This window comes from Cryptosporangium arvum DSM 44712, from assembly GCF_000585375.1.
GTDB lineage: Bacteria > Actinomycetota > Actinomycetes > Mycobacteriales > Cryptosporangiaceae > Cryptosporangium > Cryptosporangium arvum.
Genome location: NZ_KK073874.1, coordinates 1,460,449 through 1,473,082 on the forward strand (window position 1 = coordinate 1,460,449; position 12,634 = coordinate 1,473,082).

Annotated in this window: 7 protein-coding genes, 1 pseudogene and 1 riboswitch; of the genes and pseudogenes, 5 read left to right on the plus strand and 3 right to left on the minus strand. The window is 73.3% G+C overall.

Annotated elements, in window-relative coordinates; translation table 11 throughout:
* Positions 1 to 2,104 precede the first annotated feature (2,104 nt).
* Positions 2,105 to 2,818: a hypothetical protein gene (locus tag CRYAR_RS06725; protein WP_035849128.1), complete on the plus strand. Its 714-nt coding sequence runs from the start codon at positions 2,105 to 2,107 to the stop codon at positions 2,816 to 2,818.
* 2,553 nt (positions 2,819 to 5,371) lie between these two features.
* Here the strand turns inward: CRYAR_RS06725 and CRYAR_RS06735 are convergent.
* Genes CRYAR_RS06735 through CRYAR_RS06745 form a run of 3 tightly spaced genes read right to left on the minus strand, consistent with a single transcriptional unit; the run spans position 5,372 to position 7,928 of the window.
* A complete protein-coding gene (locus CRYAR_RS06735; protein WP_035849132.1) occupies positions 5,372 to 6,154 on the minus strand; it encodes a dienelactone hydrolase family protein in 783 nt (260 codons plus the stop codon).
* A 9-nt stretch (positions 6,155 to 6,163) separates the two neighbouring features.
* Positions 6,164 to 6,940: an SURF1 family cytochrome oxidase biogenesis protein gene (locus CRYAR_RS06740; protein ID WP_051569851.1), complete on the minus strand. Its 777-nt coding sequence runs from the start codon at positions 6,938 to 6,940 to the stop codon at positions 6,164 to 6,166.
* A 19-nt stretch (positions 6,941 to 6,959) separates the two neighbouring features.
* Entirely contained in the window at positions 6,960 to 7,928 is a 969-nt protein-coding gene (locus CRYAR_RS06745; RefSeq protein ID WP_063725672.1) for an alpha/beta hydrolase, read from the minus strand.
* A gap of 108 nt (positions 7,929 to 8,036) precedes the next feature.
* Here CRYAR_RS06745 and CRYAR_RS06750 point away from each other — a divergent pair, with 108 nt between their 5' ends.
* From CRYAR_RS06750 to CRYAR_RS06765, 4 genes and pseudogenes are all read left to right on the plus strand, one after another.
* On the plus strand, positions 8,037 to 8,723 hold the full coding sequence (locus tag CRYAR_RS06750; protein ID WP_035849134.1) for a hypothetical protein: 687 nt from the start codon (positions 8,037 to 8,039) through the stop codon (positions 8,721 to 8,723).
* Between the two features lie 44 nt (positions 8,724 to 8,767).
* Positions 8,768 to 10,741 carry a histidine kinase gene (locus CRYAR_RS06755; RefSeq protein WP_051569852.1) on the plus strand — a complete coding sequence of 658 codons (1,974 nt, stop codon included), beginning with the start codon at positions 8,768 to 8,770 and terminating at the stop codon, positions 10,739 to 10,741.
* 416 nt (positions 10,742 to 11,157) lie between these two features.
* Positions 11,158 to 11,658: pseudogene (locus CRYAR_RS50610) on the plus strand (LuxR C-terminal-related transcriptional regulator); the annotation flags it as partial.
* A gap of 41 nt (positions 11,659 to 11,699) precedes the next feature.
* Complete coding sequence (locus CRYAR_RS06765) at positions 11,700 to 12,368, plus strand: phosphoribosyltransferase (RefSeq protein WP_035849136.1); 669 nt, start codon at positions 11,700 to 11,702, stop codon at positions 12,366 to 12,368.
* Positions 12,369 to 12,437: 69 nt separating this feature from the next.
* A riboswitch (cobalamin riboswitch) is annotated at positions 12,438 to 12,564 on the plus strand.
* Positions 12,565 to 12,634 lie beyond the last annotated feature (70 nt).

Consider the following 12,634-nt stretch of genomic DNA (forward strand, 5'->3'; position numbering starts at 1 on the left):
CGACCCGAACACAGATGTCCGGGGCTACCAGCGGTCTTCCGGCGTACCTCGTCGGGTGACTCACGACCCGGATGCGGTGCGGCGCGACGACTGAACCGGGCGGATCGTCGGTGTCGAACCGATGTAGGAGGTTAGGACTTCATGCCGCTCTTCGAGGTCGGGCCCGACGGCCTGGTCCCGCTTCAGCGACTGGACCAAGCGGTCGGAGACTTCGACCGGCAGATCGAGGACGCGTTATGGCGTGACCCTGATCCCGTCTACGGCACCCGATTACTTCGCATCCAGCAGCGCCCGACGCTCAGCGCAGGCGGCAACCCCACGCTCATCGCCGTGGACAGCGAGGGCCGCCTCGTTGTTATACACGCACGGCAGCGCGTCGACCGCAACGAGTTAGCGGAGTGTCTCGAGTATTTCGGTTGGGCCCGCGCGGCCACTCTGGAGGAACTCGCGTCGCTGTACTGGCGCGGCGAGGACATCTTCTGGAGCGACTGGCAGCGGTTCTCCGAGGACGAAGGCATCAGCAAGCTCGCGGGCAACCCCAAGCTGGTGCTGGTCGCCGGTGAGCTGGCCGATCGCACCACCGCCACGTTCCAGCTGCTGGTGGAGAATGGTCTTCCGCTGACCGTGTCCACATTGGGCGTCTGGCGCTCCTCGGTGGGCACGCTTTTGTTGGACATCGGCGACCAAGGACATGGTTTCGGTCGGTCGTCCGGTTTCGGCCGTGTTGATACCGACGTCGAGCAGAGCGACGCCACGCAGAGCCGGCCTTACTCGTCGGTGCCGTACCCGAGCGGGTTGGGGGCGGAGCCGCGTCCCGGGCCGAAGCCTCCGGTGACCGCGGCTCCCGATGGTGCTGTTCCTACGCCCTTGGCTGCGCCGGACACCGGGGCGGCCGCGCTCGGTGGGCCCAGTCCGTTGTCCGAGCTCATCTCCGAGCTCAGTTCGCGTGGTAAGTCCGGGCCGGGTACTCGGGACGGAGCGGGTCGTCCGCAGGGTGCGGGCGGGACTCCGACGGGACGGGAGCCGTTGCCTCCGGTGACGGACGGCCCGGCGGAACCCCACCCCCCTGCGACGTCGTCCCCCGAGCCGAGCGGGGCTGCCGGTGACGAGCCGGGGCGGTCTGCGGTCGTGCGCGGTGGCCGCGCGGCGCGTCGGATCGGTGCGGAGCCGGTGAGTCCCGCTCGGGGGCCGGGCCTGACCGTGGTCGGCAGCGGGGCGGGAACGAGTAGCTCCGACGCGCCGACCCAGGACGGCTCCTCGGGCCGTACCGACGAGCCGGGACCGGGCCGCGGCCCTGGCGACACGCCGGATCGTGCTGACGCCGTCGGCAGCGGTTCGGCTCGTCCGGGGGACGACGACCTGGGTCGTGCCGATGGTCCGGCGCGGCCGGTTTCGCCGGTGAGCGGGCTGAGTGTCGTGTCCACGGGCGGCGATCGGCGGCCGGAGCCGGTGCGGCCGGATGGCCCCGCGCGAGGGGACGAGCCCGTCCGCCCGGGGACCGCCGCGCGCTTCGACGATCCCGCACGTGCGGGCGGCGCTGTTCGTCCGGAGACGATCGGTGCGTCGGGCGACCGGCCCGATGCGGGGCGTCACGGCGCCGCGGACACTCCGACGGTGCGACGGCTCGGACCACCGACCTCACACGCGGCCGTGGACGAACCGACCGACCGGACCGCAGAGATCCGCCCCGTCGACCCGCTGAACGACCCGATCGCAACCCTCACCGGTGGCCTGGACGAGGATCCGTTCTCGTCGCAGCCGTCGGGAGGTCGCCACGGACAACCATCGACGCCGGATGCGCCGCCCAGCGAGACAGGGGTGCGCCTCACCCAGCCGCGCCGTCCGATGCCGTCGGGTGACCGCGGTGGACGCCCGGGTCCGGAGAAGCCCCGGCGCGGCCCGTACCCGGTGAGCGGTCCGATTCCGCCGAGCGGCCCGTCGAAGCCGGGTCGCCCGGAGCCGGACGCGGTTGCCGCACGCTCGAACGGTGACGCCGGACCAGGGCTCGGCGAGCCTCCCGTGGTCGCCGGTCCGCCTCCGACCACGGTGCTCGGTGCACCCCCGGAGTTCGGCCCGCCGTCCGGCACCCGCGCGCCCGACCCACGTGACGGGGCTCCCCGCGACGCCGGCGCGGTTGCCGGAGGTCCGCGCGATCTCGGGCCGCGTGCTGATGGGCTTCGCGATTCCGGTCCGCGTGTCGAAGGGCTCCGCGAGCCTGGCCCGCGTGTCGGCGGCCCTCGCGATGGTGGGCCAGGTGCTGGCGGTCCGCGTGATGGTGGGCCGGGCGCTGGTGGGCCTCGTGACGGTGATCCGCGTGCTGGCGGTCCTCTCGACGTCGGCCCGACTGCCGGCGGGCCCCGTGATGGTGCTCCGCGCGGCGGTGGGCTCCGCGATGCTGCCCCGAATATTGGCGGCCCTCGTGCTGGTGGTCCCCGTGATGGTGGGCTTCGTGACGGTGGTCCTCGTGATCCAGGGCTGCGTGAGGTGGGCGGCCGGGAGGGTCGCGAGTCGGCTGGGCGTGAGCCCGAGCCGATTGGTCGCGAGTCGGGTTCCGGTCCGCGCGATCCGGGTCTTCGGGACGCCGGCGATCGCGGGCCCGCCTTCCGCGAACCCGGCCTGCGTGCCGGTGCTCCTGGCGACGGATTCCCGGGCGAGGGCGGTCCGCGTGAGCGTGGCCCCCTGGAGGGTTTCCCGAGCGATCGTGGCCCTCTCGAGAGCTTTCCGATGGACCGTGGTCCACTCGACGGTTTCCCGAATGACGGTGGTCCGCGTGAGCGAGGTCCTCTGGAGGGCTTCCCGAGTTCCCGGGGTCCGCTAGAGGGTTTCCCGGCTGCTCGTGGCCCTTTGGAGGGCTTCCCGCGTGACGGTGGCCCGCGTGATGGTGGCCCGCGTGATGGTGGCCCGCGTGACGGTGGTCCTCGTGACGGTGGCCCGCGTGACGCTGGTCCTCGGGAAGGGTTCCCGCGTGATGGGGGGCCGCTCGAGCCGGGCCTCCGTGAGATCGGGCGTGACGGTCGTGACCAGGGGCGGCGTGAGGCGATCGGCCGCGAGGCAGGTTCGAATTCGCGTGAGCCGGGGCTTCGGGAGGTCGGGCGGGACGATGCCGGGCGTCGAGGGCCCGGGGGTGAGCCTGGCGCTCGGCCGGACCAGTTCCGAGGCTTCCCGGACGAGTTCTCCGACGGTGGACGTCCCAGTCGAGGGCGTGACCCGCGTGATCCTCGTGACCTGCGTGATCCTCGTGAGCAGGGCGACCAGCCGCCGGTGCCGGATCCGCGGTTCAGCCGGGACCGCGATGTGCTGTCGTTCGAGCGGCCGACCGGAGAGTTGCCGGGGCTGGGCGGGCCGGTCAGCGCTCCGCCGGTGAGCCCGCGGTCCGGTCCGCCGTTGCCGCGACCGCCGTACGACGATGCCGAGGACGACACCAGCGAGATTCCGGTGGCTCGGTCGCCGCGGTCCGGGCGTCCGGCTGGTCCCGGCCGGGTCAGCGTGACCGGTACGCACCCGGTGCCGTCGTTCCCGCCGGGCGGTGCGCCGTTCGGTGGTCCGGCTGGGCCCGTTCCGGACGGCCCCGGCCCGAACCAGTTCGGTCGCCCCGATGCTGACGGATCCGCGTTCGGTCGGCCCAATGCGGACGGACCCGCGTTTGATCGACCCGCCCCGGACGGACCCGCGTTCGGTCGACCCGGTCCCGGTCCCGGCCCCGACCGTTCGGACGGACCCGCGTTCGGTCGACCTGGCCCCGGCCCCGACCGTCCGGATGGTCCTGTGTTCGGCCGTCCCGGTCCTGATGGTCCGGATGGTCCGGCGTTTGGTCGCCCCGGGCCCGACGGCCCCGGTCCGAACGGGTTCGGGCGTCCTGGTCCTGATGGGCCGGACGGGTCGTTCTTCGGTCGGGGGCCGAGCTCGGATGGGTCGGAACCGCCGTTCGGGCGGGGTGGACCCGGCGGCGACGGTCCGAACGGGTTCGGGCCGGCTGGGCCTGGGCCGCTCGGTGTTGTGCCTTCGGGGCCGGACTCGAGTGGACCGGTGCCACGGCAGGCGGACTTCGGTGGGCCGAACCGGTCCAGTGGGCCGATTCCTCGTCCCGCTGACTTCGGTGCTCCCACCGGGATGGGAGCCCCGCCGCCGCGGCCGACCGAGATCGGGGTTCCGCCGGAAGCGGCGGATGCTCAGTTCCGGCGTCCGGATGGCTTCGGGGGTAGCGAGTGGGAGGTGCCGCCGCCCCCGCCCAGCGATTGGGACCGGGGCGATCGGCGCCGGGGATCCGACGAGCGGCGGCCGGCTGGGCCCACGTCCGGCGGCCCGGCGTTCGGCGGCCCTCAAGCGCGCGGCCCCCAAGCCGGCGGCGCGCAGTTCGGCGATCTGGGTCCGGACGGGCCCGCGTTTGCTGGTCCGGGTCCGGACGGACCCGCGTTCGGTGGTCCGCGGCCGGACGGACCCGCGTTCGGTGGTCCGCGGCCGGACGGACCCGCGTTCGGTGGTCAGCGACCGGACGGACCCGCCTTCGGTGGTCCGCGGCCGGACGGTGCGTTCGGCGGACCTGGTCCGGACGACGGCGCCTTCGGTGGTCCCGGGCCCGAGAGCCCCTTCGGAGGCCCGCCGGTTTCGGGTGGGCCCGTGTTCGGCGGTCCGCCCACCGGTGGGCCGGATGGTCGGTTCGGCGGTCCGCAAGGAGGGCCCGTTTTCGGGGGCCCGCCGGGACCGGACGGCTCGTTCGGAGGGCCGCCCGTGGGCGGGCCTGACGGTTCGTTCGGAGGGCCGCGGCCCGGTCGACCCGTGCCCGGCGGACCGCGGGGCGATGGCGCCTTCGGCGGTCCGAGCCCGGACGGACCGGCCTTCGGTGGCCCGCCCCCGAGCGGCCCGGTGTTCGGTGGTCCGCCGTCGGACGGTCCCGCCTTTGGCGGCCCGCCGTCGGACGGTCCCGCCTTCGGTGGTCCGCCGTCGGACCGGCCGGCCTTCGGTGGTCCGCCTCCGGGCGGTCCGCCCCTGGGTGGTCCCCCCGCGGGTGGTCCGCCCGCGAGTGGTCCCGGTCAGTTCGGGCCCCCGTCGGCCGGTGGATGGCCCGGTACTCCGGAGTGGCCGGCTGGACCCGGCGACGACAATCGCGAATTCCGCGACCGCGCACCCCGCGACCGCGACCCCCGAGGCCAAAACCCCCGCGACCCACGGGACCGCGATCCCCGCGACCAAAACCGTCGCGAACGCCGGGACGACGACGATCAACCGACCGCGCTCCGTAGCGGCCCGACCCTCGTCTGGGACGCCCGCACCCACGGCGAAATGATGCACGAAAACGGCAACAGCGGCCGCTGACCAGCACCGGGAGGGGCGCTCACCGCACGAACGGTGAGCGCCCCTCCGGCATCACAGATCACACCAGCAGCCGATCCCGGAACAACTGCAGCACCTGCTCCAGCGCCTCGTGCGTCGGATGCCCGGGCTCGTCCACCAGATCCTCGGTCAGCACCGAGTGGGCTTTCGGCCCGGCCGGCACGGTCGACGACGGGATCTCCACGCCGACGAAACCGTCGCCCAGTTCTCGCCGTAGCCGGTCGAAGCGCTCGGGGGGCGAGATGCCGTCGCCGGTGAAGCGGAGCCCGAGCACGCACAGTCCCTCGTCGGCGCAGCGTTCCTTCACCCGGGCCAGCGACGCGGTGTCCAGCCCGACGTCGGACTTGCGGGCCGCGCCCAGCGGGAACGGCAGCGACGGCTGGGCCAGCACCGGTGCGAGCATCCGCCGGTCGACGGCCATCGCCAGCGCGAACCCGCCGGTGAAGCACATGCCGACCGCGCCGACGCCGGGGCCGCCCGACTCCTCGTGGGCCTGCTTGGCCAGCGCACGCAGCCACACGGTCACCGGGGACGCCTTGCGGAGCGCCAAGCGCGTGAACTCCCGGGAGACGCAGACGTGACGCAGCGCCGTCGCCATGGCCTTGCCGTCCGGCGCGCGCCCGGGGATCCCGAACAGTGATGGCAAGTAGACGGTGAGCCCGAGCGCGGCCACCCGCTGGGCGAACTCGATCACCCGCGGCGTGATGCCCGGGATCTCCGCGATCACGATCACCGCGGGGCCGTTGCCGGCCCGGTACACCGGATGGGTCACGCCGTGGTGCGTGAAGTCGAATCGGTCGAAGCCTTCGAGCATCGGCGCCATGCAGGCACTCTAGGGGGCTTCGACCGCCACGGTCTCCGGCTCGGCGACGGTGGCGCGCGGGTCGTCGTCGCGATGGGCGTAGTTCCGCGCGAAAATGCCGTAGCCGACGATGAACATGACCGCGAACAGGTACCACTGGACGGCGTACGCCAGGTGGGGGCCTTCGTCGAGATCGTCCGGTGCCGGGAGCGCCTCCAACGACGGGTCGGCGGGCGAGACGAGCTCGACGAACGCGTCGTAGGCGGAGCCACCACCGGCCGTCAAGGCGTCCGGCGTGATTCGGGTGATCAGGTTCCGGCCGCTGACCTGCACCGAGCCGGTGGACCCGCTCTCGGGCTTGCGGACCCGCCCGATGATCGTCACGGTTCCGCCGGGCGCCGGATCGGTCGTCGGGATCTGGGTCGCGCCGCCGGAACCGGCCTCGACCCAGCCCCGCACCACCCACAGCACCGGGCCGTCGGTCGTGCGCAGCGGCGTCAGGACGTAGTAGCCCAGGGTGGCGTTCAAGGTCCGGTTGCGGACCAACACCTCACGCTCGGCGTCGTACTGGCCGGAGACCTGCACCCGGCTGTACTCCTGCCGCTTCCCCGGCGCCGACGACGTGCTCAGCACCGCCGCGGGCGGCATCGGGGACGCGTTGCGCGCCGCGGTGATCGACGCGTTGATCGCCCGCTTCTGGTCGAGCCGGTCGAGCTGCCAGTGCGCGAGCCGTACGCAGACCAGGGCGGCCAGGACGCACAGCAGGAACGCGGCAACCCACTTCGGGCTCAGCAGGAAGCGGTACACGGTCTGACGCTACTCCCGCTCAAACGTAGGCCTCTACCCAGCGTAGAAGTTCTTCGAGATAGCGGTCACGCACCGGAGCGGCGGACAACGCGAGGTCGTGCACACCGTTCTCGATGCGTACCAGCGTGACCTGGCGGCCGAGCCGGTGCGCGCGGCTCGCGATGTGTTCGACGTCGAGCACCGCGTCCGTCCGCAGCACCGATTCGTCCCACCGCGACGACCGGAACGTGGCCGTGGAGCACGCTACGAAGACCGGCACCTCGATCGCGAGGCCGGCCTCGATCCGGCGGTGTCCGTTCCGTATCGCGCGTAGCCACCCGGCGTGGATCTGCACGCCGGACATCGGCTTCCAGGCGAGGTCGTAGTCCCACTCGCCGTTGTGGTCGCGGTGCAGGCTGCGCCCGTAGTAGTTCGACGAGGGCGCCGGCATCACCTGGTACGGGCGGAACGTGCCGAGGGGCGCGGCGAAGTAGTCGATCGCGTTGCGCAGCATCCGCGGCTGGTTCATGTCGAAGAACGGGCTGTTCAACGCGATGCCGTCGACAAGCGACTCGGTGCGGTGCCGGTGCGCCCACAGCGGCGCGATCAGACCGCCGGTGGAGTGGGCGTGGACCAGCACGGTCTCGTGCGCGTCCTCACCGCGGATGATGTCGACCGCCGCATCGAGGTCGGCGAAGTACTCGGTGAGGCTTCGGCAGAAGTACGGCGTCTGGTGCGGACGCAGGCTCCGGCCGTATTTGCGCAGGTCGATGGCGTAGAAGTCGAAGCCCTCCTCGACCAGGCGGTCGGCGAGGTGGGTCTGGAAGAAGTAGTCGACGAATCCGTGGACGTGCAGCACGGCGCGTCCGGTGGGCTGCTCCGCGCGGCGGCGGATCAGCGTCGCCACGACCTCGCCCTGGTCGTCGCGACCGAGCGGGATCGTGCGCTGTTCGTACGGCTCACCGAGTACGTCGGTGGTCCAGGCTTGCGCCTCCGTGGAGATCGCCATGAACAGAGGTTAACCGGCCAGTAGGGGAGCCCGGGAAGTCGGGCTCGGCGCCCTCGAACTCGGGACGCCGGGCGTCGCACGGTGTTCCCAACCGAAGGAGAACCCCCGATGACCACCACGTATACCGCCACCCCCACTCGCGAGCAGAACAAGTCCGCCACCCGCACCTGGGCCGCGATCGGCGTCGCCGCCGGCGTCACCGGGGTCGCGAGCATCCAGACCAGCCTGACCATCGACGCCGGCTACGCCCCCGACACCATCGGTGACCCGGAGAAGGTGGTCGAGCGGCTGGCCGACCAGACGGTCGCGATCCTCGTCACCCACACGCTGACGATCGTCACCGCGCTCCTGCTCGTGGTGTTCGCGGCCGGCCTCAAGCGCCGGCTGGAGGCGCAGGCCCCGGTGGGGAGCCTGCTGCCGTCCGTCGCCGCGTCCGGCCTCGGGCTCGTGTCGGTGGCCGGGCTGCTGGGCAGCGGCCTGACCACTGAGTTCGTGTTCGGGGCCAACGCGCCCAAGGGTGAGCTGGTGGCCGAGTCCGGCGACTTCTACGCCCACTGGATCGCGACGATCCCGTGGCTGTGGGTCGGGGCCGGGCTCGCGGGCGTCGCGGTGGCCGCGGCCGCGCTCAAGCACTCGGCCGCGCCGCGCTGGATCGGCTGGGTGGGCGTCGTGCTCGGCGGCCTGACGCTGGTGGCCGGCATCTCGCCGCTGCAGTACATGGCCGGCTTCACCGGCCCGGTGTGGCTGCTCGTCACCGCGCTGGGCTTCCTGTTCGCCGACCGGCGTCACGTCTGATTCCCGACCGGAAATGTCGTACGCCGACGGTACGGTCATCGACCGTGACCACCGCCACTGTCAGCGCCCTGGCCAGCGAGAACGCCGGCCCGGGCACTGACGGCACGCCCCGGGTGGCGGCCGCGGTCACGGCGCTGGCCTGGCTGCTGGCGGTCGGCTCGGCGGTACTGCTGCTCGCGGCCCGGCCACCGGTGAACGAACTGCTCTGGTTCTTCACCGTCGACGCCACGGTGGCCGCCGTGTACGGAACGGTCGCCGGGCTGACGCTCTCCCGCCGCCGGCACCCGGTGCCGTGGCTGGTCGCGCTGATGGCCCTGGGCGGTGGCGTCTCGGCGCTCGCGATGGCCTACGCCGCGCTCGGAGCGCAGCGGTCACTGCCCGGCACCGGCCTGGCCGCGAACCTGATCAGCGTCGGCTGGGTGCCCGGCACGATGGCGATCTTCCTGGTCGTGCCCTGGCTCGTGCGTGATCATCCGCTCGACCGCATCGGCCGGGCCGGCGTCAGCCTGGGCGGTGCGGTGAGCGTCGGCTTCCTCGGCGTGAACCTGACGCAGCCCGAATCCCCGAGCCCCGTCGTCGTCCTGGCCACCGCGTCCGTCGCCGTCGGTCTACTGGCGGCGGCCGACGTCACCCGGCGCCGGTTCCGCGGCCCCGCCGGCGAACGCGTCGGCCTCGGCTGGCTCGCCGCCGGCACCGCGCTCATGGCACTCTCGTTCCTACCGTTGGCCCTGGTCGGAGTCGTCGCGGCCCCGATCTGGTTCACCCCGGTGCTGCACCTCGCCGCCCAAGCGGTGTTTCCGGCGGCGATCCTGGTCGCGGTGCTGCGTCAGCGGATGTGGGGGCTGGACCTGGCGATCAGCCGGGCCGTGCTGGGCGGGTTGCTCACCGTCGGTCTGGTGATCGTCTACGTCGCGGTCACCGCCGTGCTCACCCGGCTGCTCCCCGGCGACGGCATCGCCCAGATCGTGGCCGCCGCGGTCGTCGCGGTCGCGGTGCAACCGTCCCGGCTCTGGCTGCAGGGCCGGGTCCGGCGACTGGTCTACGGCGACGCGGCCGAGCCCGAACGGGCCGTGCGTCGTCTCGGCCGGCACCTCGGCGGCGCGCAGAGCCCCGAGGAGCTGCTCGACGGGCTGGTCGAGAGCGTCGGGCACGCGCTGCGCCTGGAGTCGGTGGCGCTCGAGGTCGAGGGCGTGCCCGCGGCGTCCTGGGGCTCGCCGACCGCGTCGCCGCTGCTGGTGCCGCTGCGTCACCGCGGCTCCGAGGTCGGCGTCCTGCGCCTCACCGCTCCGCCCGGTGAGGCGCTCGATGCTCGCGCGCTGCGCTCGCTCGACGAGCTCGCGTCGGTCGTGGCGGCGGGCGTCGTGCTCGCCCGAGCGTCCCAGGATCTGGCCGACGCCAGAGCGCGGCTGACCTCCGTGCGGCTGGAGGAGCGGCGGGTCATCCGGCGCGAGCTGCACGACGGTCTCGGGCCGTCGCTCGCCGGCATCCGGCTCGGTCTGCAGGGGGCACGAAACCTGATCGGGAGCGACCCGAAAGCCGCGGGCACGCTGCTCGCCGCCCTCCAGGACGAGCTCGACGGACGCGTCGAAGACGTGCGCGCGCTCTCCCACAACCTGCTGCCACCGATCCTCGACGAGCTGGGACTGGAGGCGGCGCTGGCCGAGCTCGCGTCCCGGCACGCGGAGGGCGGCCTCGACGTGCGGGTGCGCTGCGCGGGCACCGAAGCGCTCGAACCGACGCCGGCCGGCGCCGCGTACGGCATCGTCGCGGAGGCGGTGATGAACGTCGCCCGGCACGCCGACGCGTCCGGCTGCTCGGTCGAGGTCGTGGCGGCCGCGGACGAGCTCCGGATCGAGGTCGAGGACGACGGCACGGGGGTGCGGCCCGACGCCGTGCCCGGTGTCGGGACCCGCTCCATGCGCGAACGTGCGGAGGAACAGGGCGGCACGTTCGAGGTCGGGCCAGCCCCGACCGGTGGCACCCGGATCACTGCCGTGCTGCCGCTGGCCGCGCCGTGACGCGCCCCGGCGAGGTCATCCGGGTGGCGGTCGTAGACGACCACCCGGTGTTCCGGCTCGGGATGGCAGCCCTGCTGAGCAGCCTCGACGGCATCCAGGTGGTGGCGCAGGCAGCCTCCCGAGCCGAGGCCCTAGCCGCGATCAGCCCCGGCACCAGCCCCGCCCCCGGCCCTCGCACCAGCTCCGGCCCTGGCGTCAGCTCCGGCCCTGGCGTCAGCTCCGGCCCTGGCGTCAGCTCCGGCTCCGGCCCCGGCCCTGGCGTCAGCCCCGGCCCTGGCGTCAGCTCCGACCCTGGCGTCAGCCCCGGCCCCGGCCCCGGCCCCGGCTCCGGCTCGGGCACCAGCCCCGGCCCTGGTGTCGGCTCCGGCCCCACGCCCGACCTCGGCTCCGGCTCGGGTACGGACCCCGGCCCTGGCGTCGACGTGGTGATCATGGATCTGCATCTGGGTGGCGACTCCGGCGTCGAGACCACCCGGGAACTGATCCGGCGGTGGCCCGACCTGCGTGTCCTCGTCGTCACGATGCTCGAGGACGACGAGTCGGTCGTCGCGTCGGTCCGCGCCGGTGCTCGTGGCTACCTGCTCAAAGGAGCGACGCCGGCCGAGGTCGAGCGGGCCGTTCGGGCGGTCGCGAACGGCGAGGTCATTCTCGGTCCGCAGGTCGCCGCGCGGGCGATCAGCTACCTGTCCGGCGCCCGCACCGCCGGGCCGGTGCCGTTCCCCGAACTCACCGACCGTGAGCGCGAGGTGCTCGACCTGGTGGCCCGGGGGTACGACAACACGACGATCTCGCGGCGGCTGGTCCTGAGTCCGAAAACCGTGCGGAACCACGTCGCCAACATGCTGACGAAGCTCGGGGTGCCAAGCCGGGCGGAGGCGTTGCTCCTGGCTCGGGAACGTGGTCTCGGAGGCGTGTGACCTGGGGAAGCCGGGTAATCACCGGTATCCGGAGGTGTCATATGTCGGACTACTTCGCTGATCGGGCCGAGGCGGGCCGTGCGCTGGCGGTCGCCGTGGCCGACCATCTCAAGGAGCACGAGGTGCCACTCGTGCTGGGGCTGCCGCGCGGTGGTGTTCCGATCGCACGCACCGTGGCCGCCGCGGTCCACGGCGAGTTGGACGTCGTCGTCGCGCGGAAGATCGGGGTGCCGTGGCACCGCGAGCTGGCCGTCGGGGCGGTCACCGTGGACGGGCCGGCGCTCTTCGACCGGGGACTGCTCGGTCAGGTGGGCCTCACGCTGGAGGAACTCGAGCCCGACGTGGAGCGCGAGCGCGCCGAGGCGGTGCGTCGCACCGAGCGGTACCGCGACGGACGGCCGGCGCCGGTGGTGACGGGGCGCACCGTGGTCGTGGTGGACGACGGGCTCGCGACCGGGGCCACCGCGCGGGCCGCGCTGCGGTCACTGCGCGTGCTGCGGCCCGGCCACCTGGTGTTCGCGGCACCGGTGTGCGCGCCGCAGGCGGTGGCGATGCTCGGCGCCGAGGCCGACGCGGTGGTGTGCGTCGCCGCGCCGCCGGAGTTCCGGGCCGTCGGGTACCACTACCGTTCGTTCCCGCAGCTCACCGACGAGGAGGTGGAAGCGGAGCTGGCCGCGGCCCGGCGTGAGTCCGCGTCGCTGCGGCTCTGAGGCGGTGACGCACGTCTCGCGCCTTTGACGGCGGGCGCGTGGTGAGTCAGAGTTACCGCGAGCGGAGGGCAGGAAGACCGGTGAGAATCCGGCGCGGTCCCGCCACTGTCACCGGGGAGCCGACCTCACTCAACGGTCACGGCCGGTAACGGCTGGAAGGCCGAGGACACGCTTCGATCCGGGAGCCAGGACACTGCGTCCGCTCCCTGCGAGCCTGCTCGCAGGCCATCGCACACGCGGGCGCGGACACCCGCGGGAAGGATCCT